This window comes from Pseudomonas sp. PA-1-6B, assembly GCF_021609545.1.
Classification (GTDB): domain Bacteria; phylum Pseudomonadota; class Gammaproteobacteria; order Pseudomonadales; family Pseudomonadaceae; genus Aquipseudomonas; species Aquipseudomonas fluorescens_BV.
In genome coordinates this window covers 20,203-41,989 of the sequence record NZ_WJZM01000039.1, presented here as the reverse complement: position 1 = coordinate 41,989, position 21,787 = coordinate 20,203, and the positions used below count along the sequence as shown (strand labels likewise).

The 21,787-nt window shown below is 61.7% G+C and carries 18 protein-coding genes; 5 read left to right on the top strand and 13 right to left on the bottom strand.

From position 1 onward, the window contains the following. Window positions 1-63: 63 nt before the first annotated feature. The 7 genes from cmk to mtnA form a co-directional block, all read right to left on the bottom strand. Window positions 64-753 (bottom strand): (d)CMP kinase, encoded by a 690-nt coding sequence (gene cmk, locus GIV35_RS18450; RefSeq protein ID WP_003189772.1) that lies wholly within the window; start codon window positions 751-753, stop codon window positions 64-66. Then, a complete protein-coding gene (locus tag GIV35_RS18445; protein WP_233475332.1) occupies window positions 750-2,960 on the bottom strand; it encodes a bifunctional prephenate dehydrogenase/3-phosphoshikimate 1-carboxyvinyltransferase in 2,211 nt (736 codons plus the stop codon). The genes cmk and GIV35_RS18445 overlap by 4 nt, the downstream gene beginning before the upstream one ends. Before the next feature lie 28 nt (window positions 2,961-2,988). Beyond that, window positions 2,989-4,101, bottom strand: coding sequence for a histidinol-phosphate transaminase (gene hisC, locus GIV35_RS18440; RefSeq protein ID WP_223024204.1), 1,113 nt, complete (start codon window positions 4,099-4,101; stop codon window positions 2,989-2,991). Window positions 4,102-4,110: 9 nt separating this feature from the next. Further along, a complete protein-coding gene (pheA, locus tag GIV35_RS18435) occupies window positions 4,111-5,205 on the bottom strand; it encodes a prephenate dehydratase (RefSeq protein WP_003172650.1) in 1,095 nt (364 codons plus the stop codon). Continuing rightward, window positions 5,205-6,290, bottom strand: coding sequence for a 3-phosphoserine/phosphohydroxythreonine transaminase (serC, locus tag GIV35_RS18430; RefSeq protein WP_105226206.1), 1,086 nt, complete (start codon window positions 6,288-6,290; stop codon window positions 5,205-5,207). The genes pheA and serC overlap by 1 nt, the downstream gene beginning before the upstream one ends. 242 nt (window positions 6,291-6,532) lie before the next feature. Continuing rightward, a complete protein-coding gene (gene gyrA / locus GIV35_RS18425; RefSeq protein ID WP_010211963.1) occupies window positions 6,533-9,187 on the bottom strand; it encodes a DNA gyrase subunit A in 2,655 nt (884 codons plus the stop codon). Between the two features lie 423 nt (window positions 9,188-9,610). Continuing rightward, window positions 9,611-10,681: an S-methyl-5-thioribose-1-phosphate isomerase gene (mtnA, locus tag GIV35_RS18420; RefSeq protein WP_236264231.1), complete on the bottom strand. Its 1,071-nt coding sequence runs from the start codon at window positions 10,679-10,681 to the stop codon at window positions 9,611-9,613. A 109-nt stretch (window positions 10,682-10,790) separates the two neighbouring features. Between mtnA and GIV35_RS18415 the strand changes: the two genes are divergently transcribed. From GIV35_RS18415 to GIV35_RS18400, 4 genes are all read left to right on the top strand, one after another. Next, window positions 10,791-12,122 (top strand): TRZ/ATZ family hydrolase, encoded by a 1,332-nt coding sequence (locus GIV35_RS18415; protein WP_236264229.1) that lies wholly within the window; start codon window positions 10,791-10,793, stop codon window positions 12,120-12,122. A gap of 64 nt (window positions 12,123-12,186) precedes the next feature. Then, window positions 12,187-12,885, top strand: coding sequence for a bifunctional 2-polyprenyl-6-hydroxyphenol methylase/3-demethylubiquinol 3-O-methyltransferase UbiG (gene ubiG, locus GIV35_RS18410; protein WP_003189760.1), 699 nt, complete (start codon window positions 12,187-12,189; stop codon window positions 12,883-12,885). Between the two features lie 4 nt (window positions 12,886-12,889). Then, window positions 12,890-13,561, top strand: a complete 672-nt coding sequence (gene mupP, locus GIV35_RS18405; RefSeq protein WP_223024208.1) for an N-acetylmuramic acid 6-phosphate phosphatase MupP — start codon at window positions 12,890-12,892, stop codon at window positions 13,559-13,561. 177 nt (window positions 13,562-13,738) lie between these two features. Next, the gene (locus GIV35_RS18400) at window positions 13,739-14,479 is read left to right on the top strand and encodes a YciK family oxidoreductase (RefSeq protein ID WP_014717613.1); all 741 of its coding nucleotides are present in this window, start codon (window positions 13,739-13,741) and stop codon (window positions 14,477-14,479) included. 134 nt (window positions 14,480-14,613) lie between these two features. Here the strand turns inward: GIV35_RS18400 and GIV35_RS18395 are convergent, their stop codons facing one another. Genes GIV35_RS18395 through GIV35_RS18370 form a run of 6 tightly spaced genes read right to left on the bottom strand, consistent with a single transcriptional unit; the run spans window position 14,614 to window position 20,774 of the window. After that, on the bottom strand, window positions 14,614-16,128 hold the full coding sequence (locus GIV35_RS18395) for an ABC transporter substrate-binding protein (protein WP_213153817.1): 1,515 nt from the start codon (window positions 16,126-16,128) through the stop codon (window positions 14,614-14,616). A 32-nt stretch (window positions 16,129-16,160) separates the two neighbouring features. Continuing rightward, a complete protein-coding gene (locus GIV35_RS18390) occupies window positions 16,161-17,132 on the bottom strand; it encodes an ABC transporter ATP-binding protein (protein ID WP_213153818.1) in 972 nt (323 codons plus the stop codon). Beyond that, window positions 17,129-18,085: an ABC transporter ATP-binding protein gene (locus GIV35_RS18385; protein ID WP_236264228.1), complete on the bottom strand. Its 957-nt coding sequence runs from the start codon at window positions 18,083-18,085 to the stop codon at window positions 17,129-17,131. The genes GIV35_RS18390 and GIV35_RS18385 overlap by 4 nt, the downstream gene beginning before the upstream one ends. Then, window positions 18,082-18,939: an ABC transporter permease gene (locus GIV35_RS18380; protein WP_032902665.1), complete on the bottom strand. Its 858-nt coding sequence runs from the start codon at window positions 18,937-18,939 to the stop codon at window positions 18,082-18,084. The genes GIV35_RS18385 and GIV35_RS18380 overlap by 4 nt, the downstream gene beginning before the upstream one ends. Further along, a complete protein-coding gene (locus GIV35_RS18375; protein ID WP_236264226.1) occupies window positions 18,936-19,883 on the bottom strand; it encodes an ABC transporter permease in 948 nt (315 codons plus the stop codon). Before GIV35_RS18375 ends, GIV35_RS18380 begins: the two co-directional genes overlap by 4 nt. A gap of 3 nt (window positions 19,884-19,886) precedes the next feature. Beyond that, entirely contained in the window at window positions 19,887-20,774 is an 888-nt protein-coding gene (locus tag GIV35_RS18370) for a proline iminopeptidase-family hydrolase (protein ID WP_073523353.1), read from the bottom strand. 183 nt (window positions 20,775-20,957) lie between these two features. On the opposite strand from GIV35_RS18370, the gene GIV35_RS18365 reads away from it, so the two are divergent. Then, a complete protein-coding gene (locus GIV35_RS18365) occupies window positions 20,958-21,722 on the top strand; it encodes a LuxR family transcriptional regulator (protein WP_105226199.1) in 765 nt (254 codons plus the stop codon). Window positions 21,723-21,787 lie beyond the last annotated feature (65 nt).

Below are 21,787 nucleotides of genomic sequence, written 5' to 3'. Positions count from 1 at the left end.
GGGTCAGTTTCAGTTAAAAGAAGCCACCGCAGGACTATGACTGGTCCCCTGCGGCCTTCTTGATCACCCGGCGATATCGCGAATGGCGATTTCACTCATGATGCGTTCCAGCACCTGCTCGATGGACAGCTCCGTGGAATCCAGCTGTATGGCGTCAGCCGCCGGTTTGAGCGGGGCTACCGCACGCTGGGTATCACGCTCATCGCGTGCACGGATCTCATCTAGCAGACTCGACAGACTAACACCATCGACTTTGCCCTTCAACTGCAAGTAACGGCGGCGTGCCCGCTCTTCGGCGCTGGCGGTCAGGAAAATCTTCAGCGGCGCCTCGGGAAACACCACCGTGCCCATGTCGCGGCCATCGGCCACCAGGCCCGGCGCCTCCTGGAATGCGCGCTGGCGCTGCAGCAGCGCCTCGCGCACGGCGGGCAGCGCGGCCACTTGGGAGGCACCCGCACCGATACTCTCGGTGCGAATCACATCGCTGACTTCATCACCTTCCAGAATGATGCGCTGCAACTGCCCCTCGGTCGCCGCGATGAACTGCACATCCAGATGGGCGGCAAGCTTCGTCAGCAATTCTTCGTTGGTCAGGTCAACACCATGGTTGTGCGCAGCAAACGCCAGCAGGCGGTACAGCGCGCCAGAATCCAGCAGGCACCAACCCAGGCGCTTGGCCAGAATGCCAGCGATTGTGCCTTTGCCCGAGCCGCTTGGCCCGTCGATGGTAATCACCGGTGCTTTGATATTCACAATTGAGCCTCTTGGGCAACACGGATGCCGACTTGGGCACACAGTGTCAGAAAGTTCGGAAAAGACGTAGCAACATTGGCGCAGTCAAGAATACGAATAGGCGCCTTCGCCCGCAGGGAAGCCACACTGAACGCCATGGCAATCCGATGATCGCCATGGGCATGCACTTCACCGCCACCCATCGGGCCGCCGTCAATGATAAGCCCATCAGGCGTGGGTTCACACTTCACGCCCAGGGCCAACAGACCGTCGGCCATCACCTGGATACGATCGGACTCCTTGAGCCGCAGCTCCTCGGCACCGCGCAAAACGGTGCGACCTTGAGCGCAGGCTGCGGCAATAAACAGCACAGGGAACTCATCAATCGCCAACGGCACCAGGGCCTCTGGAATTTCGATGCCCTTGAGCGCGGCGGCACGCACACGTAGATCCGCAACCGGCTCGCCGCCCACCTCGCGCTGATTTTCAAGGGTGATATCAGCCCCCATCAGCCGCAGGATATCGATTACCCCGGTGCGGGTCGGGTTGATACCGACATGCTCCAGCAACAGCTCGGAGCCCTCGGCAATCGAGGCCGCCACCAGGAAGAACGCCGAAGACGAAATATCCCCCGGCACTTCAATACGCGTAGCGGTCAACCCATGCCCCGACGCCAGCGACACCGTCGCGCCCTGCACCGCCACCGGGTAACCAAAGCCGCGCAGCATGCGCTCGGTGTGGTCGCGGGTCGGTGCGGGCTCGGTCACCGAGGTTTTACCCTCAGCGTACAACCCCGCCAACAACAGGCAGGATTTCACCTGGGCACTGGCCATGGGCAGTACATAGTTCAAGCCTTTGAGCGATTGCCCGCCACGAATGCTCAGTGGCGGACGCCCGTCCGGCCCGGTTTCGATGATTGCGCCCATTTCCCGCAGCGGCTTGGCTACGCGGTTCATCGGGCGCTGGGACAGCGAGGCATCGCCGGTCAGCACGCTGTCAAAGCTCTGCGCCGCCAATACACCGGCCAACAGGCGCATCGATGTGCCGGAATTGCCCACATAGATCGGCCCCGGCGCAGCCTTCAGGCCCTGCAGGCCGACACCGTGAATAGTCACTCGTCCATGGTGTGGCCCCTCGATCACCACGCCCATGTCACGAAAAGCCTGCAAGGTCGCCAGGGCGTCTTCACCCTCAAGGAAGCCTTCCACCTCGGTCACACCCTCGGCCAACGACCCCAACATGATCGAACGATGAGAGATCGACTTGTCACCCGGCACGCGGATGCGCCCGCTCAAGCGGCCACCCGGGCTGGCGATGAAGGTCAGGTCATCGGTGTTCACTGCGGCTTCCATGTAGGCCCGGCGCGCGAGGATCTTGCTGAAATGTTCGCGCGCCACCCGCGCACGGGTGAACACGCCCAGCAGTTGATGGCCGTCTCCCGCATCCACGGCCTCGCGCAAGGCGTCGAGATCAGTGCGGAAGGTGTCCAGGGTACGCAACACCGCTTCGCGATTGGCGAGAAAGATGTCGTGCCACATCACCGGATCGCTGCCGGCAATCCGCGTGAAATCGCGAAAACCACCCGCCGCGTAACGGAAAATCTCGAGGTTCTCGTTGCGCTTGGCCAGCGAATCCACCAAGCCAAATGCCAACAGATGCGGCAAGTGACTGGTCGCTGCCAACACTTCGTCGTGACGCTCGACCTGCATATGCTCCACATCCGCGCCCAGCTCGCGCCAGAGACGATCCACCACTGCCAACGCCGCTGGGTCGGTTTGCGCAAGCGGCGTCAGGATGACCTTATGCCGACGGAACAACTGCGCATTGGATGCCTCCACCCCGCTCTGCTCGGAGCCAGCAATGGGATGGCCCGGCACAAAGCGCGGCGGCATGCCACCAAACGCCAATCGTGCCGCACGCACCACGTTGCCTTTGGCGCTGCCCACATCGGTAAGGATCGCTTGCCCGAGGTCCATACCAGCCAGTACCGCCAGCAATTTCTCCATGGCCAGGATCGGCACAGCGAGCTGGATCACATCCGCGCCCTGGCACGCAACGGCCAGGTCCGCTTCACAGCGGTCCACCACGCCCAACTCCACCGCCAACTTGCGCGACTGCGGGTCGAGGTCCACGCCCACCACTTCGCCACACAGCCCGCTTTCACGCAGGCCCTTGGCGAAGGAGCCACCGATCAACCCCAGGCCGACCACCACCAGGCGACCGATCATAGGCACAGCAGGTTGCAATGCAGTGACATCAACCACGGGCCAGAACCTTGGCCAGCGCCTCAAGGAAGCGGCTGTTCTCAGCCGGCAGACCGATGGTGATACGCAGATGGTTCGGCATGCCGTAGTTCGCCACGGGGCGCACGATCACGCCCTCGCGCAGCAAGCCCTGGAACACCGGCGCAGCCACCTGGCCGAGGTCGACGCAGATGAAGTTGCCCTTGGACGGAATCCAGCCCAGGCCCAGCTCACGAAAGCCTTCCTGCAATTGCAGCATGCCGCTTTCGTTGAGACGACGGCCTTCTTCCAGGTATTCGGCATCCTTCACCGCCGCACAGGCCGCCGCCAGGGCCAGGCTGTTAACGTTGAACGGCTGGCGCACGCGGTTCAGCACATCGGCTACCACGGGCGTGGACAAGCCATAACCGACCCGCAACGACGCCAGGCCATAAGCCTTGGAGAACGTACGCGACACCAGCAGGTTCGGGTAGGCCGCGAGGAAATCCAGGCCATCGGGCAGGTCGCTGCCTTCGGCGTACTCGATGTAGGCTTCGTCCAGCACGACCAGCACATGCCCCGGCACGTCCTGCAGGAATTCGTTCAGTGCCTGCTCGTCAAACCAGGTGCCGGTCGGGTTGTTCGGGTTGGCGATAAACACCACGCGAGTCTGGGCATCGATGGCTGCCAGCATCGCCGGCAGGTCATGGCCCCAGTCCTTGGCAGGAATCACCCGAGCATCCGCCCCCACCGCCTGGGTCACGATCGGGTAGACCGCAAACGCGTGCTCGCTGAACACCGCATTCAAGCCTGGCGCCAGGTAAGCACGGCCGACCAGTTCAAGGATGTCGTTGGAGCCATTGCCCAGGGTCACCTGGTTCAGCTCGACCCGGCACTTGTCCGCCAGCAAAGACTTGAGCGCAAAACCGTTGCCATCGGGATAACGGGTCAGTTCGGCCAGCTCTTCACGGATCGCCGCCAACACTTTGGGGCTCGGGCCCAGCGGGTTTTCGTTACTCGCCAGCTTGACGATTTTAGACGGGTCCAGATTCAACTCGCGGGCCAGTTCGTCCACAGGCTTGCCTGGAACGTAAGGCGAGAGTTGTTGCACGCCCGGCTGCGCCAGGGCGAGGAAGTTGCCACTCATGTCAAAGCCTCACAAAACCGCTTTCGGGTAAGAGCCCAGCACCTTGAGTGCCACGGCTTCCTGACTGATCTTCTCCAGCACGCCCTTGACCAGCGGGTCGCGGTGATGGCCGATGAAGTCAATAAAGAACACGTAGGTCCACTTACCGCTACGCGAAGGACGGGTCTCAATGCGCGTCAGGTCAATCCCGTTATCGTGGAACGGCACCAGCAGCTCATGCAGCGCGCCGGGTTTGTTGCTCATGGAAACGATGATCGAGGTCTTGTCGTCGCCGGTGGGCGGCACTTCCTGGCTGCCGATCATCAAAAAGCGCGTGGAGTTATCCGGGCGATCTTCGATCTTTTCGGCCAGGCGCGTCAGGCCGTACAGGCCGGCAGCCATATCGCCGGCAATCGCCGCCGAGTTCCACTCACCCTTGACCCGCTTTGCCGCCTCGGCGTTGCTGGACACCGCCACGCGCTCGACATTCGGGTAATGGGCGTCCAGCCACTTGCGGCACTGGGCCAGGGACTGGGCGTGGGAATAGATACGGCTGATGCTGTCGGTCTTGGTGTTTTCACCCACCAGCAGGTGGTGATGGATACGCAACTCCACCTCACCACAGATCACCATGTCGTGTTCGAGGAAGCTGTCCAGCGTGTGGTTGACCGCGCCTTCGGTGGAGTTTTCCACCGGCACCACGCCAAAATTCACCGCACCGGCCGCGACTTCACGGAAGACTTCGTCGATAGCCGCCATCGGCTTGCTGATCACCGCATGGCCGAAGTGCTTCATGGCTGCCGCCTGGGTGAAGGTGCCTTCAGGGCCGAGGTAAGCCACTTTCAGCGGCTGCTCCAGCGCCAGGCACGAAGACATGATTTCACGGAACAACCGCGCCATCTCTTCGTTGCCCAACGGGCCCTTGTTGCGTTCCATCACACGCTTGAGCACCTGGGCTTCACGCTCGGGCCGGTAGAACACCGGCACTTCGCCTTCCGCCAGGGACGCCATTTTCACCCGGGCCACTTCCTGGGCACAGCGCGCACGCTCACTGATCAGTTCCAGGACCTTCTCGTCCAGGCTGTCAATGCGTACGCGCAGGGCCTTGAGTTCTTGCTCAGACATTAGCCGTGTTCCTTCTCGAACTCTGCCATGTAGGCAACCAGCGCATTGATGGCGTGGATGTCGACGGCGTTATAAATGGAGGCGCGCATGCCACCCACCGAGCGGTGGCCCTTGAGGTTCAGCAGGCCGCGCGCGTCGGCGCCGGCCAGGAACGGCTTGTCCAGACGATCATCAGCCAGGCGGAACGGCACGTTCATCCACGAGCGGTCGCTGAGGTTGATCGGGTTGCTGTACAGGCCGCTGGCGTCGATGAAGTCGTACAGGACGCGCTTCTTCTCTTCGTTGAGCTTGCCCATCGCAGCCACACCGCCCTGCTCCTTGAGCCACTCGAAGACCAGGCCGGAGAGGTACCAGGCAAACGCCGGCGGGGTGTTGTACATCGAGCCGTTATCGGCCGCGACCTTGTAGTTGAGCATGGTCGGGCACAGCGAGCGGGCGCGACCCAGCAGGTCTTCGCGGATGATATTGACTAGGATGCCGCTCGGGCCGATGTTCTTCTGCGCGCCGGCGTAGATCATGCCGTAGCGGGACACGTCGATCGGGCGCGAGAGGATGTCCGAGGACATGTCGCACACCAGTGGCACGTCACCTACTTGTGGCACCCAATCAAATTCCAGGCCACCGATGGTTTCGTTGGCGACGTAGTGAACGTAGGCCGCGTCCTTGGTCAGCTTCCACTCGTTCTGACCGGGAATGGCGAAGTAGTCGTAGGGCTTGGCGGTGCCTGCCACGTTGACATGGCCGTAGCGCGAGGCCTCTTCAATGGCCTTCTGCCCCCAGATACCGGTGTCGATATAGTCGGCAGTGCCGCCTTCGGGCAGCAGGTTCAGCGGTAACTGGGCGAACTGCTGGCTCGCACCACCTTGCAGGAACAGCACCTTGTAATTGGATGGGATGTCCAGCAAGTCGCGCAGGTCCTGCTCGGCCTTGTTGGCGATGGACACGAACTCATCGCTGCGATGGCTCATTTCCATCACGGAGAGGCCTTTTCCATGCCAGTCGAGGAGTTCACCCTGCGCACGCTGCAGGACTGCTTCAGGAAGCGCCGCGGGACCGGCACAGAAGTTATAGGCTCTCTTGCTCACATCCAATCTCACTCTGATCTGGTGGGGCTGCAATCATGTCAGCAACGCCCTCGTTCTGGAGCGGACATCTGTGGGAGCTGGCTTGCCTGCGATAGCAGCGCCGCGGTATCACTGAATGACCGAGGCGCCTGTATCGCAGGCAAGCCAGCTCCCACATGGACCGCGTCCAGGCAAAGGGCGCTGTATTTCATACGGGACAAACAACAAGGGGGCGAATCTTCATCCGCCCCCTGTGTGTCCGCTTATTCCTGCGGTTCTTCTTCGTCTGCGGCAGCGTCGAGGGTTGGCTCGTCAACGTTGTCATCGCCAGCTGCGATCACCTCGCCTTCAAATTCCTCACCTTCGAGCTCTTCACCTTCGACTTCCGAAGGCTCCTGCACACGCTCCAGGCCGACCAGTTTTTCGTCCTTGGCCAGCTTGATCAGGGTCACGCCCTGGGTGTTACGGCCCAGGCTCGACACTTCCGCCACACGGGTACGCACCAGGGTGCCTTGGTCGGAAATCAGCATGATCTCCTCGCCATCGAGCACCTGCACCGCGCCGACCAGACGGCCGTTGCGGTCGTTGCTGACCATGGCGATCACGCCCTGGCCGCCGCGCTTGTACTCCGGGAACTCGCTGATGGCGGTGCGCTTGCCATAACCACGCTCGGAAGCGGTGAGGATCTGGCTGCCTTCTTCCGGGATCAACATCGAAATCAGCTTCTGCCCTTCTGGCAGGCGCATGCCGCGTACACCGCGGGCGGTACGGCCCATGGCACGTACGTCGGATTCCTTGAAGCGTGTGACCTTGCCGCCATCGGAGAACAGCATGACTTCGCGTTCGCCGTCAGTGATGGCTGCGGAAATCAGCACGTCGCCTTCATCCAGCTCCAGGGCGATCAGGCCCACGCTGCGTTGACGGCTGAAGGATTCCAGCGGGGTCTTCTTCACGGTGCCTTTGGCGGTAGCCATGAAGATGAAGTGGCCTTCGGTGTATTCCTCGACCGGCAGCATGGTGGTGATGTATTCATCACTGTCCAGCGGCAGCAGGTTGACCAACGGACGGCCACGGGCAGCGCGGGAGGCTTCCGGGATTTCGTAAGTCTTGAGCCAGTACACCTTGCCCTTGCTGGAGAACAGCAGCAGCGTGGTGTGGCTGTTGGCGACCAGCAGGTGAGCGATGTAGTCCTCATCCTTCACGCCGGTAGCCGATTTACCCTTACCACCACGACGCTGGGCCTGGTAGGCCGCCAGCGGCTGGGTCTTGGCATAGCCGCCGTGGGAGATGGTCACCACGCGCTCTTCTTCCGGGATCATGTCACCCAGGGTCAGGTCCAGGCGCGCATCAAGGATTTCGGTGCGGCGCACGTCGCCGTATTCGGCGCGGATCACTTCCAGTTCTTCGCGGATCACTTCCATCAGGCGCACGGCGCTGCTGAGGATGCGGATCAACTCGCCGATCTGGTTGAGGATCTCCTGGTACTCGGCCAGCAGCTTCTCGTGCTCCAGGCCAGTCAGGCGGTGCAGGCGCAGTTCCAGGATGGCCTGGGCCTGCTCTGGCGACAGGAAGTACTTGCCTTCACGCAGACCGTATTGCGGGTCCAGGGTCTCGGGGCGGCACGAGTCGGCGCCAGCGCGCTCAACCATCGCGACCACGGCGCTGGATTCCCAAGGCGTGCTGATGAGCGCTTCCTTGGCTTCCGACGGGGTTGGCGAGGCCTTGATGAGGGCGATCACCGGGTCGATGTTCGACAACGCAACCGCCTGGCCTTCCAGGATATGGCCGCGCTCGCGGGCCTTGCGCAGTTCGAACACGGTGCGGCGGGTGACCACTTCGCGACGGTGACGCACGAAGGCTTCCAGCAGGTCCTTGAGGTTAAGGATGCGTGGGCGGCCATCGATCAGTGCAACCACGTTGATACCAAACACGCTTTGCAGCTGGGTTTGGGCGTAGAGGTTGTTGAGGATCACCTCTGGCACTTCACCACGGCGCAGCTCGATTACTACGCGCATACCGTCTTTGTCGGACTCGTCGCGCAGCTCGGTGATGCCTTCCAGCTTCTTCTCTTTAACCAGCTCGGCGATCTTCTCGATCAGGCGTGCCTTGTTCAGCTGGTAAGGGAGTTCGGTGATGACGATCTGCTGGCGGCCACCGACCTTGTCGATGTCTTCGATGATCGAGCGGGCACGCATGTAAATGCGCCCGCGGCCAGTGCGGTAGGCTTCGATGATGCCGGCGCGACCGTTGATGATCGCGGCGGTCGGGAAGTCCGGGCCCGGGATGTATTGCATCAGCTCATCGACGGTCAGCTCAGGGTTGTCGATAAGGGCCAGGCAACCGTCGATGACTTCACCGAGGTTGTGCGGCGGGATGTTGGTGGCCATGCCCACGGCGATACCGCTGGAACCGTTGACCAGCAGGTTGGGAATCTTGGTGGGCATGACAGCCGGGATCATTTCGGTGCCGTCGTAGTTCGGCACCCAGTCCACGGTTTCTTTATGCAGGTCGGCCAGCAGCTCGTGCGCCAGCTTGGTCATGCGCACTTCGGTGTATCGCATGGCTGCGGCGTTGTCGCCGTCCACCGAACCGAAGTTGCCCTGGCCGTCTACCAGCAGGTAGCGCAGGGAAAACGGCTGCGCCATCCGAACGATGGTGTCGTACACCGCAGTGTCGCCGTGAGGGTGATACTTACCGATCACGTCACCGACAACACGGGCAGATTTCTTGTACGGCTTGTTCCAGTCGTTACCCAGCTCGCTCATCGCGAACAGCACACGCCGGTGCACGGGCTTCAAGCCATCGCGCGCATCAGGCAGTGCCCGACCGACAATTACGCTCATCGCGTAGTCGAGGTAGGACTGTTTCAGCTCGTCTTCGATATTGACCGGGAGGATTTCTTTGGCCAGTTCGCCCATGAGAAGCCTGATTCCTTTTTCGGGTGAAACCTCGTCACATCCATTCGGGACGAACGAAGCTCGCCGCTGCCGGCACGGTGCCTGACAACGACTTACGACAAATCAACGAGTTATGACACGGATCTGCACGTTATAGGCAACCCCTCGGGGCAGCCCTGGAAACCGCCGGATGTTATCACAATCGCCGCCACGCACCTATCCCCCTGATGCGCATGGAGGCTAGTAATTTGACGGATGACAGGCTTGAAGGGGACGAGAGGGGCTCAGAGGCGCGGTGGTGGTATTTTTTGAGGATGGATCCAGCAGTTTTATTGACCTTAACGGCCAATCGCAGGCAAGCCAGCTCCCACCTTTGATTTGTGAATACAGTTAAAGGTGGGAGCTGGCTTGCCTGCGATGGCGCCCCCACAGGCACCCACACACTCAATGCAGCCGCTTACGACACATCAACTTGGCCAGTTTTGCGGTGTCTGGCCGCTCGACAATGCCTTTTTCGGTGACGATCACGTCAATCAGGTCCGCAGGCGTCACATCAAACACAGGGTTAAACGCCGCAATATCCAACCGCTGCCCATCAACCTCAAGCAACTCGCCACTATCGCGCTGCTCCAGCGCAACATCATCGCCAGTAGCCATCATCAAATCCAGGGTCGAACTCGACGCCACCACCATAAAACGCACGCCATGGTGCATGGCACAGACGGCCAGTTGATAAGTGCCGATCTTGCTGATCACATCGCCATTGGCGGCAATACAGTCAGCACCCACCACCACCCAGGTCACGCCTTTGGTCTTGAGGATATGCGCCCCGGCGGAGTCGGCATTCACCGCCACCGGGATGCCCTGGCCCGCCAACTCCCACGCCGTCAGACGCGAGCCTTGCAGCCATGGACGGGTTTCATTGACATAGACCTGCTCGACCAACCCCTCCAGATACGCCGCGTGAATCACCCCGAGGGCTGTGCCAACGCCACCGCAAGCCAGCGCGCCGGCATTGCCATGGGTAAGGATCGCCTGGGCATTGCCCTGGTGCTTGCGAATCCGCTCCATACCCAGCTGGGCCATGACCACATTGGCTTCCCGATCACTCTCATGGATCGCGACGGCTTCGGCTTCCAGCACCACCAGCGGGTCGGCGTGCTGCTTGAGGCGGTCCAGACGGTCGCGCATGCGCTGCAAGGCCCAGAACAAATTCGATGCGGTCGGCCGGGTGTGGGCCAGCAAGGCGTAGTCTTCTTCCCACGCGGCCTGCCAGTCACCGCCCTCGGCGATGCGCTCGCGGGCGGCGAGCACCAAGCCATAGGCGGCGCAGATGCCGATGGCCGGTGCGCCCCGCACCACCATGGTGCGAATGGCGTCGGCCACCGCTTCAACGGTACCGCAGGCCACCCAGCGCTCCCGGGACGGCAAAACACGCTGGTCGAGCAGGTGCAGCGCGCCATCACGCCATTCGATGGCCTTCACTTTCTCTGCAGCCAACAGTCGGTCGCGCATCCCTTACCCCGCACTCATGAACAAAAGCCGCCGATTATAGCGATCCGCCAGCCGGGACGCTCGGGTATACTTCGCCCTTCTTTTATAGCTGCCTGGGAAGAAGCCTGCGATGACCTCCACTGCCGCCCCGCTCGACTTGTTGCTGCTGCCGACCTGGCTGGTACCCGTCGAGCCCGCTGGCGTGGTGCTCAAGGAGCACGGCCTGGGCATCCGCGATGGCTGCATTGCCTTCATCGGGCCACGGGACGCGGCGTTGAAGCTCGCGGCGCAAGAGGTGCGTGAACTGCCCGGCATGCTGCTCAGCCCCGGCCTGGTCAATGCACACGGCCATGCAGCCATGACCCTGTTCCGCGGCCTGGCCGACGATTTGCCGCTGATGACCTGGCTGGAAAAGCACATCTGGCCCGCCGAAGCCAAGTGGGTCGATGAAGCGTTCGTGCGCGACGGTACCAACCTGGCCATTGCCGAGCAGATCAAGGGCGGCATCACCTACTTCTCGGACATGTATTTCTACCCAAAGGTCGCCAGTGACTGCGTGCACAACAGCGGTATGCGTGCGCAGATCGCGCTGCCGATCCTCGACTTTCCGATTCCCGGCGCCAGCAGTGCCGACGAGGCGATTCGCCAGGGTATCGAGCTGTTCGGCGACCTCAAGCACCACCCGCGCATCAAAATCACCTTCGGCCCCCACGCGCCCTACACCGTGTGCGATGCCAACCTGGAAAAGATCCGGGTGATCGCCGAAGAGCTGGACGCCGCGATCCATATGCACGTTCACGAAACCGCCTTTGAAGTGCAGCAAGCCGTCGAGCAGACCGGCGAGCGGCCATTGGCGCGCCTGGCTCGCCTTGGCCTGCTGGGCCCGCGCTTTCAGGCCGTGCACATGACCCAAATCAGCGAAGACGACCTGGCTTTACTGGTAGAAAGCAACACCAGCGTCATTCACTGCCCGGAATCGAACCTGAAACTGGCCAGCGGCTTTTGCCCGGTGGAGCGCTTGTGGCAGGCTGGCGTCAACGTGGCCATCGGCACCGACGGCGCTGCCAGCAACAATGACCTGGATTTGCTCGGCGAAACCCGCACGGCGGCGATGCTGGCCAAGGCCGTGGCCGGCTCGGCTACTGCGCTGGATGCCCACCGCGCCCTGCGCATGGCCACACTCAACGGCGCCAGGGCGATGGGCCTGGACAGCCAGATTGGCTCCCTGGAAGTCGGCAAGGCGGCAGACATCGTCGCTTTTGATCTTTCCGGGCTGGCGCAACAACCGATCTACGATCCGGTCTCACAGCTTATATATGCCACCGGGCGTGATTGCGTGAAACACCTTTGGGTTGCCGGCAAGCCATTGCTCGACGACCGGCAATTGACCCGCATGGATGAACAACAGTTGACCGCCACGGCCATTGCCTGGGGCCAACGCATCAGCGGGCACAGCGAATAACGACGCGGCTGAAGCCTCGGGTTCAGCCACGACACACCGACTTATCAGATTCAGAGGATTCACCATGAGCAACGTCGATCACGCCGAAATCGCCAAGTTTGAAGCCCTGGCTCACCGCTGGTGGGACCGCGAGAGCGAATTCAAACCCCTGCACGATATCAACCCACTGCGGGTCAACTGGATTGACGAGCGCGTCAACCTGGCCGGCAAGAAGGTGCTGGACGTCGGTTGCGGCGGCGGCATCCTCAGCGAAGCCATGGCCCAGCGCGGCGCCACCGTCATGGGCATCGACATGGGTGAAGCGCCGCTGGCCGTAGCGCAGTTGCACCAGCTCGAATCCGGCGTGAGCGTGGAGTACCGCCAGATCACCGCCGAAGCCCTGGCCGAAGAAATGCCCGAGCAGTTCGACGTGGTCACCTGCCTGGAAATGCTCGAACACGTGCCAGACCCGTCCTCGGTGATCCGTGCGTGTTTCCGTATGGTCAAGCCCGGCGGCCAGGTGTTCTTCTCCACCATCAACCGCAACCCCAAGGCTTACCTGTTCGCGATCATCGGCGCCGAATACATCATGAAGCTGCTGCCGCGCGGCACCCATGATTTCAAGAAATTCATCCGCCCTTCCGAGCTGGGTGCATGGAGCCGCCAGGCCGGGCTGACCGTCAAGGACATCATCGGCCTGACCTACAACCCGCTGACCAAGCACTACAAGCTGGCCAACGACGTTGACGTCAACTACATGATCCAGACCCTGCGCGAGGAGTAAGCCTGTGAAGTTGCGAGCGGTTCTCTTCGACATGGACGGTACCCTGCTGGATACCGCGCCGGACTTTATCGCCATCTGCCAGGCCATGCGCGCCGACCGCGGCCTGGAACCGATCAACCCGCAGCACATCCGCGATGAAATCTCCGGCGGTGCCCGGGCGATGGTTGCCGTGACCTTCTCGATGGATCCTGAATCCCCAGGCTTTGAAGAGCTGCGCCAGGAATTCCTGGAGCGCTACCTCAAGGACTGCGCGGTGCACAGCAAACTGTTCGACGGCATGGCCGAACTGCTGGAAGACATCGAGAAAGCCAAGCTGATCTGGGGCGTGGTCACCAACAAGCCGGTGCGCTTTGCCGAACCGATCATGCAGCGCCTGGGCCTGGCCGAACGCTCGGCCGTGCTGATCTGCCCGGACCATGTGAAAAACAGCAAGCCGGACCCGGAGCCGATGGTACTGGCGTGCAAGATGCTCGACCTGGACCCGGCCAGCGTGCTGTTCGTGGGCGATGACCTGCGCGACATCGAATCCGGCCGCGACGCCGGTACGCGCACGGCGGCGGTAACTTATGGCTATATCCACCCGGATGACAACCCACGCCACTGGGGCGCGGATGTGGTGGTGGATCACCCGTTGGAATTGCGCAAGGTGCTGGATAACGCGCTGTGCAGTTGCTGATTGTTCGAAGATCTCAACAACACTGAGATCAATGTGGGAGCTGGCTTGCCTGCGATAGCGGTCTGCCAGCCAGCACATCTGCCGACAGGTACACCGCCATCGCAGGCAAGCCAGCTCCCACAGGAAATGGATTCCACTTTGAGTGGTGTATCACCTTGAATTTTGTCGAGGCTATTTATGTTTGATTATTCTGCCCCTCCAGAACTGCTCAAAGGCCGGATCATCCTGGTAACCGGCGCCGGTCGCGGGATTGGCGCGGCAGCGGCGAAGACCTATGCCGCCCATGGCGCCACCGTGCTGTTGCTGGGCAAGACCGAAGCCAACCTGGCCCAGGTGTATGACGAGATCGAAGCCGCCGGCCACCCGCAGCCCGTCGTGATCCCGTTCAACCTGGAGACCGCCCTGCCCCATCAATACGATGAGCTGGCAGCGATGATCGAAAAGGCATTCGGCCACCTCGACGGCCTGTTGCACAACGCCTCGATCATCGGCCCACGCACGCCCATCGAGCAGTTGTCCGGCGAGAATTTCATGCGGGTGATGCACGTCAACGTCAACGCGATGTTCATGCTGACCAGCACTTTACTGCCGTTGCTCAAGCTGTCCCAGGATGCGTCGGTGGTGTTCACCTCCAGCAGCGTCGGGCGCAAGGGCCGTGCTTATTGGGGTGCCTATGGCGTGTCCAAGTTCGCCACCGAGGGGCTGATGCAAACCCTGGCCGATGAGCTGGAAGATGTGGCCGCAGTGCGCGCCAACAGCATCAACCCGGGCGGCACCCGCACCAGCATGCGCGCCCAGGCGTACCCAGGGGAAAACCCGATGGAAAGGCCAGCACCGGAAGAGATCATGCCGGTGTACCTGTACCTGATGGGGCCGGACAGTGCGGGCATCAATGGCCAGGCCTTCGATGCGCAATAAACCCTGACACACCGCAAAACAAAGGTGGGAGCTGGCTTGCCTGCGATGCAGACACCTCGGTGATTCAGTTACACCGCAGTGATGCTATCGCAGGCAAGCCAGCTCCCACATTGCTTTGTGGTGTACTCAAATACTCAGTTTTTGACCACTTCCTCCAAGGTGAAACGTCCCAACGGGTTCTGCAGGAAGTTGCTTACGTTCTTGCGTGAGATGTTGATGTACGGGCTGTAGTACAGGTCAATCCAGTTCACATCCTGTTTGGCCAGCTTCTGCAACTCCACATACATTTGCTCACGCTTGGCCGGGTCCGCCTCGATCCGCGCGGCCGCCACCAATGCCTTGACCTGGTCGTTCTTGTAGCGGGTCATGTAGTTCTGGTTGGTGTCGTGGCCCAGCACGAAGGTGGTTTTCTGGTCGGGGTCGAGGATGTCGTTGGTCCAGTACATCACCGAAATATCGTATTCACCGTCCACCAGCATCTGCCAGCTTTGGGTGGGGTCGACTTTCTGCAGGTTGGCGGTCACGCCGACCTTGGCTAGCTGGTCCTTGATGATCACCGCGATCTGCTCGTCGGCCTCGTTGCCGGCGTTGACCACGTAGTTGAGCTTCAAGTCCTGGGCACCCGCAGCGGCCAGCAGCTTCTTGGCTTCGGCCGGGTCGTACGGGCGTTGCAGGTTGTTGGCGTAGTGGTACAGCGAGCCCTTTGGAATGTAGGAATAAGCCACGGTGCCTTGACCGTAAGTGACGGCTTTGACCAACGATTGCTTGTCGATGGCCATGTCCAGGGCCTGGCGCACTTGCGGCTTGGCCAACAACCCGTGCTCGTGGTTGATCAACAGGTGATCTTCACGGGTGGACGGGTCGGCGTGGATCACCACGTTCTGGTCTTTTTTCAGCTCTTGCACACGGGAGAACGGCACGAAGATCGCCGTGTCCAGTTCGTTGTTCTGCACCATGCGCATGCGCGTGTTGTCATCGGTCACCGACACCCATTCCACGCCGTCCAGGCTCACGCTGCCGGCCTGCCAGAAATTCGGGTTTTTCTTCAGGATCACGCGGTCGCCCTTGCGCCACTCGTCCACGGTAAACGCGCCGGAAGTCACCGGGTTTTCCGAGTAGGCGTCTTCGCCCATCTTGGTCATGGCTTTTTCCGACAGGATCGACACCGTTGGTGACGCCAGTTGCGAGAGGAAGGCCACCGCCGGGGTTTTCAGGGTGACCACCAAGGTCTTGGCATCGCTGGCCGTGGCGGTGTTGATCAGGCTGAACGGGTCGCTCCACAACGAGGCCTTGTTGTCGCGGATGCGCAGCAGGCTGAACGCGGCGTCGGCGGCAGTGATCGGCGAGCCGTCAGAGAACTTCGCCTCGCGCAGCTTGAAGGTGTAGGTCAGGCCATCCTTGGAAATGTCCCAGCTTTCGGCCAGGCCCGGTTCCATCTTGGTGCCCAGGTTATCCACGCGCACCAGGGTGTCGTAGACGTTGGCAAATACCCAGGTGTCGCGGTTTTGCGCGCTTTTGATCGGGTCGAAAGTGGTGCTGTCTTCACGGCAGCCGATGGTGAGCACACCGGCGGCCTGGGCCAGGCCGGCGGTCAGCGACCAGGCCGTGAGGGTAGCGGCGGCGAGCAATTTCAAGTGGCGCGAGTGCATATCACAACTCCTTGTTAATGAATGGCAGAGGGTCAAAGCAAAGGGTCTTCAAGCACGCAACTGTACCGATGCTCGTGCAGGAAATGGGTGGGAGGCAATACCGAGGAACACATGGCTCGCGCATACCGGCAACGCGGGTGAAAGGCACAGCCTGTCGGCAGATTCAGCGGGCTCGGCGGCTCGCCGGGCAATGGCTGCGCAGGCAATGGTCGGTGCGGATCGATCTCCGGGATGGCCTGGATCAGCGCCGCCGTATACGGGTGACGCGGCGTGGTAAACACCGCTTCCACCGGACCTTCCTCGACGATCTTGCCCAGGTACATCACGGCCACGCGGTCGCATAGGCGCCTTACGATGGCCAGGTCATGGGCGATAAACAGGATCGCCAGATTCATACGCTGTTGCAGTTCCAGCAGCAGGTTGATGATCTGGCCCTGGATCGACACATCCAGCGCGGCCACGCATTCATCGGCAATGATCAGGCGCGGCTCCACCGCCAGCGCCCGGGCGATACCCACGCGCTGGCACTGGCCGCCACTGAGGGAGCCGGGCTTGCGTGAAGCCAGCTCAGGACGCAAGCCGACCAGTTCGAGCAACTCATTCACACGATCAGGAATCTGCTGCGCCGCCACTTTACGTTGCACACGCAGTACCTCGGCGATGATTTCGCCAATGCTGTGCCGTGGATTGAGCGCGGCGTAGGGGTCCTGGAAAATCATCGCGGTTTCATGCCGCAGTCGGGCGATGTCGATGGCACTGCCATGGGCCATGTCGATACCGTCGAACAACACCTGCCCGGCGCTGATCGGGTTGAGGTGCAGAATGGCCCGGCCCAGGGTGCTCTTGCCACTGCCGGACTCGCCCACCAAACCCAGGGTTTCACCGGCGGCGAGGTTCAGCGACACCCCGTTCACCGCCCTCACCCACTGGCGGTTGAGGCCAAACAGGCCGCTGCCGGACGCCGTAAAGCGCACTTCCAGATCCTTGACCTGTAACAAGCTCATGGACGCGCTCCCAACGGGTAGTGACAGGCCACGCGTGCGCCCTGGGGCAGCAACACGGTGCACAGGGCGCCGGCCTGTGGGCAGCGTGGGTGGAAGCGGCAGCCGTCGGGCAATGCATCGAGCAACGGCGGCTGGCCAGCAATGGTGCGCAACAACGCATGCCCGCTGCTGTGGGCCGGCTGGCAGTCGATCAGGCCTGCGGTATACGGATGTTGCGGTTGGGCCAGCAGTTCGTATTTGCTGCCGTGCTCGCACAGGCGCCCGGCATACATCACGGCGATGGCATCGCAGGTTTGCGCCACCACGCCCAGGTCATGGGTGATCATGATGATCGACAGGCCACGCTGGTCGCGCAGGTCGAGCAACAGCCGCAGGATTTGCGCCTGCACCGTCACATCCAGGGCCGTGGTCGGTTCGTCGGCGATCAATACCTTCGGATTGCAGCCCAGAGCTACGGCGATCATTGCGCGCTGACGCATGCCGCCGGAAAACTCATGGGGGTAGTTGTCGACCCGCGCCTGTGGGTCGGGAATCCCGACCTGACGCAATACCTCGATCGCCTGCAAGCGCGCGTCTTTTTTCGACGCGCCTTGGTGCAGGCGGATGCCCTCGGCGATCTGCTCACCGATGCGCATCAACGGGTCCAGGTGGCTGCTAGGGTTCTGGAAGACCATGCCCAACTGCCCGCCGCGCACGGCGCGCATACCGGCATCATCCAGTGCCAACAGGTCCTGGCCGGCCAACTGCACAGCGCCGCCCTGTACGCGCAGATTGGGCGATGGCAACAGACGCATCAGGCCGCGACAGGCCATGGTCTTGCCGGAACCGCTCTCGCCCACCAGGCCAAGGATTTCACCTTCGGCCAGGTCGAAGGACACCCGATCCACCAAGGTGACCTCACGCCCAACGTTGTTGGCGATCACACTGAGGTCACGCACCTGCAACAGGCTCATGAGCGCTCTCCCAATACCTGCGCAACACCATCGGCCAACAGGCTGAAGCCCATGGCCAAGGTCACGATGGCCAGGCCCGGAAAGGTGCAGATCCACCAGGCGGTGGTGATAAAGGCTTGCCCCTCGGCCACCATCGTCCCCCATTCGGCGGTCGGTGGTTGTACCCCCAGGCCCAGGTAACTGACGGCGGCGCCGTTGAGCAGCACCAGCACCGCGTCAGACATGGAAAACACAATGGAGCCAAACAGCGCATTAGGCAGCAAATGCCGGAACAGAATGCGCCCATGGCCAAAGCCCAGGCTCTTGGCGGCCAGGGCGAACTCGCTTTCCTTGAGCACCAGGATCTGCGAGCGAATCAGGCGCGCGTACGACACCCAGCCCACCAGCGCCATGGCGATGTAAAAACTCTGCAAGCCCGGCCCGAGGATGGCCATGATCGCCAACATCAGCACCAGGAACGGGAACGCCAGCACCACGTCGATCACACGCATGCAGACACTGTCGAAACGCCCGCCGATATAACCCGAGACCGCACCGATAAAGGTGCCAATGATGAACGGGAAGATCACCCCGATAACCGCCAACTGCAGGTCGATGCGCGCACCCCAGATCACCCTCGACAGGATGTCCCTGCCGTAATTGTCCGTACCCAACGGATGGGCAAGGCTGGGGGCCAGCAAACTCATGCCGGTGTCCTGCGCGATGGGGTCGTAGGGCGCGACCCACGGCGCAAACAGCGCCAGGGCCAACCACGCGAACAGGATCAACAACCCCCATGCGGCGGTCAGTCGGCCATTGCGAAAACCAAAGCGCAGGCGCAAGCGCCATGGGGCGATCAGGGGGCGGCTGCTCATTGCATCTTTACCCGTGGGTCGAGGGCCACGGTTACCAGGTCGGCCAGGAAGTTGACCACCACCGTGGCACAGGCCAGCACCATCGCCACGCCCTGCACCACCATGTAGTCACGGGTGAAAATGCCGCGCACCAGCAATTGGCCGATACCTGGAATCGCGAACAGGCTTTCGATGACCACCGTGCCGCTGATCAGCCAACCGATGTTGACCGCCAGCAGGTTGACCGCCGGCACCAGGGCGTTGGGCAGTACATGCTGGCGAAACACCGCGCCTTCCGCCAGCCCACGTGCACGTGCGGCGGTGACGTGGTCCGCCTGCAACTCCATCAACATGCTCGCCCGCAGGTTGCGCACCAGCACCGCCGACAGCGCCAGAGCGATGGTCAGGCATGGCAAAAGCATGTGGTGCGCCTTATCCAGCCAGGTGCGCCCGTAACCGGATACCGGGAACAAGCCCCATTTCACGCTGAGCAGCAGGATCAGCATCAACCCCAGCCAGAACGCCGGCATGCCCAGGCCGACCGTGGTGAACACGCGGATCAGCTTGTCCGCCCAACGGCCTTGCTGGCGCGCCGCAATCGTTGCCAGTGGCACCGCTATCAACAAAGCGAGTACCACGCTGCCCAGCACCAGCACCAGCGTCGGCTCGATCCGGGTGACGATCAGTTTCAGGGCGTCGACCTTGTACAGCAGCGATTGGCCGAGGTCGCCCTTGAGCAGGTTTTTCAGGAAGTAAAAGTATTGCAGCCACAAGGGCTGGTCGAGGCCGAACTGGGCGCGGATCTTCAGCAGCGCATCCGGCGTGCTGCGCGAACCCAACAAGGCACGCGCCGGGTCGCCGGGAATCGAGCGCACCAATACGAAGGTGATCAGGCTGATGCCCAGCAGCACCGGCAGCAATTGCAGGGGCCGGGACAACACAAAACGGTAGCGCGCCAGGTTCATGCGTCAGCCTCGGTGGCGAGCGAGAAAGTCCAGCAGCACCGGGAAGTACGCCTGCGGCTCCTCGTAAAAAGGCATATGACTGCTGTTGGGGAACACATGCAACTCGGCGTGGGGGGCCGCAAGTTTCATGCGCATCGCACAGGCGGGGGTGAGTTCATCATGCTGGCCGGTGGTGATCAGGATCGGCATCTTGAACTCGGCCATTTCCTTGAGGCGGTTCCAGTCCTTGAGGTTACCGATATAGAGGAACTCGTTGGGACCTTGCATGGTTTCGTAAGGCCCCATGTTCCAGTCACCCAGGGACCGCTTGACCGGCTCTGGCCATTCGTCGAGCCGGCACACGTGGCGGTAGTTGAGCAAGGTGATGGCGGCCTGGTACTGCGGGTGGTCGAGGGTGCCCATGGCTTCGTGGCGTTGCATCATGGCCACGGTTTCGCTGCCCAGGGCGCCGCGCAGACGCTCCAGTTCCTGGGACAGGTGGGGAATGTCGCCGACGGTGTTTTCCAGGATCAGGCTTTTGAGCGCACCGGGATAATGCACGGCATATTCGATCCCCAGCCAACCGCCCCAGGAATGCCCGAGCAGATGCACGCGGCCCAGGCCCAGCGCCTGGCGCACGGTCTCGACTTCTTCGACATAACGGCGGATTTCCCACAGTGAGGCATCGGTCGGTCTGGCTGATGCGCCCGTGCCAAGCTGGTCGAATGCAACCACTCGCAGGTTATGTGCTTTGAGCCAGCCATGGGCGTCGCGCAGATAGTCACACGGCAGGCCCGGCCCGCCGTTGAGACACAGCAGCACCTCATCGCCTTCGCCAAAGCTGTAGACCACGAGGTTATGGCCGTCGACTTGCACGTTGTACTGCTGGTCGGGGGCAATTTCACGCCACATGCATACATTCCTTGTGTTGTATCGGCCTGGCGGGTAGCGGCCGTTTATCAGGTCAACACTACCGAGGATGCCGTGCGTCCATAACCTAGTATTTCTTATAGGTTTGGCCTGGCAGTCCTTCGCCGGGGCGTGGCATTCTACTTGCAGCAAGTCGAGATTCAAATGAATTCGGGAGCAGAACGGATGCTGGCCAAGCTGACCGCCTTCAATAATCGCCTCATACCGGGCAGGAGCCTGGATGAACAGATGGACAATACGTTTATCCTTGCCCAACAACTGGGCTTCGATGCCCTGGTGTATGACTACACCCCGGTGCCCATCGACCTCAACGGCGCACTGATCACGCCCTCGCTGTTGCAACTGCGCAACACACCGGCCGATTGGCACGCCTTATGGTGCAGCGAAGGGTTTTACCAGATCGACCCGGTGCAACACCTGGCGCTGAGCACAGTGTCGCCGTTTGTCTGGTCCTATGAGGCCAAGACTGAGACGGCCCTGCAAAAGATCATCGACCCCTGCCACGCCCCCGTTTCTTCTTATCTGCATGAGCGTCAGCTGACCTGCGGCGTCAGCGTGCCGATTCATCTGCCCCGGGGCGGCTTCGCCTCGCTGACCGGGTTGCGCACCGGCAAGGCGCGCACAGTATTGAAGGACGCCCAACATACGCTGGCCGATTTCAGCCTGATTACCCATGCCCTCCAGGAAGCGGCGTACCCGCTGTTCAGCAAGGAGGTGCGGGCTTATCCGCACATACGCCTGACCAAGCGCGAGCGCGAATGCCTGAAATGGGCGGCTGAAGGCCTGACCGCCGCCGAAATCGCCACGCAATTGAGCCGCTCCCTGGCGGTGGTCACCCTGCACCTGGCCTCGGCCATGCACAAACTGGGCGCCAAGAACCGTGTTCAGGCCGTGGTTCGCGCCACCCATTACCGCTTGCTGGAAGGTTGAGCTTTCGGCAAAAACCTATCTGTTTTGCTAGTTACCTAAACTTTTTGTTCAGACTATCGTAACCC

Excerpts from the sequence above, each read along its gene's own strand:
- hisC (WP_223024204.1), bottom strand. The coding sequence starts at position 4,101 with ATGAGTGGCAACTTCCTCGCCCTGGCGCAGCCGGGCGTGCAACAACTC.
- gyrA (WP_010211963.1), bottom strand. The coding sequence starts at position 9,187 with ATGGGCGAACTGGCCAAAGAAATCCTCCCGGTCAATATCGAAGACGAG.
- GIV35_RS18445 (WP_233475332.1), bottom strand. The coding sequence starts at position 2,960 with ATGATCGGTCGCCTGGTGGTGGTCGGCCTGGGGTTGATCGGTGGCTCC.
- GIV35_RS18370 (WP_073523353.1), bottom strand. The coding sequence starts at position 20,774 with ATGTGGCGTGAAATTGCCCCCGACCAGCAGTACAACGTGCAAGTCGAC.
- GIV35_RS18385 (WP_236264228.1), bottom strand. The coding sequence starts at position 18,085 with ATGAGCCTGTTGCAGGTGCGTGACCTCAGTGTGATCGCCAACAACGTT.
- GIV35_RS18365 (WP_105226199.1), top strand. The coding sequence starts at position 20,958 with ATGCTGGCCAAGCTGACCGCCTTCAATAATCGCCTCATACCGGGCAGG.
- ubiG (WP_003189760.1), top strand. The coding sequence starts at position 12,187 with ATGAGCAACGTCGATCACGCCGAAATCGCCAAGTTTGAAGCCCTGGCT.
- GIV35_RS18400 (WP_014717613.1), top strand. The coding sequence starts at position 13,739 with ATGTTTGATTATTCTGCCCCTCCAGAACTGCTCAAAGGCCGGATCATC.
- mtnA (WP_236264231.1), bottom strand. The coding sequence starts at position 10,681 with ATGCGCGACCGACTGTTGGCTGCAGAGAAAGTGAAGGCCATCGAATGG.
- GIV35_RS18375 (WP_236264226.1), bottom strand. The coding sequence starts at position 19,883 with ATGAACCTGGCGCGCTACCGTTTTGTGTTGTCCCGGCCCCTGCAATTG.
- GIV35_RS18380 (WP_032902665.1), bottom strand. The coding sequence starts at position 18,939 with ATGAGCAGCCGCCCCCTGATCGCCCCATGGCGCTTGCGCCTGCGCTTT.
- GIV35_RS18415 (WP_236264229.1), top strand. The coding sequence starts at position 10,791 with ATGACCTCCACTGCCGCCCCGCTCGACTTGTTGCTGCTGCCGACCTGG.
- pheA (WP_003172650.1), bottom strand. The coding sequence starts at position 5,205 with ATGTCTGAGCAAGAACTCAAGGCCCTGCGCGTACGCATTGACAGCCTG.
- GIV35_RS18395 (WP_213153817.1), bottom strand. The coding sequence starts at position 16,128 with ATGCACTCGCGCCACTTGAAATTGCTCGCCGCCGCTACCCTCACGGCC.
- GIV35_RS18390 (WP_213153818.1), bottom strand. The coding sequence starts at position 17,132 with ATGAGCTTGTTACAGGTCAAGGATCTGGAAGTGCGCTTTACGGCGTCC.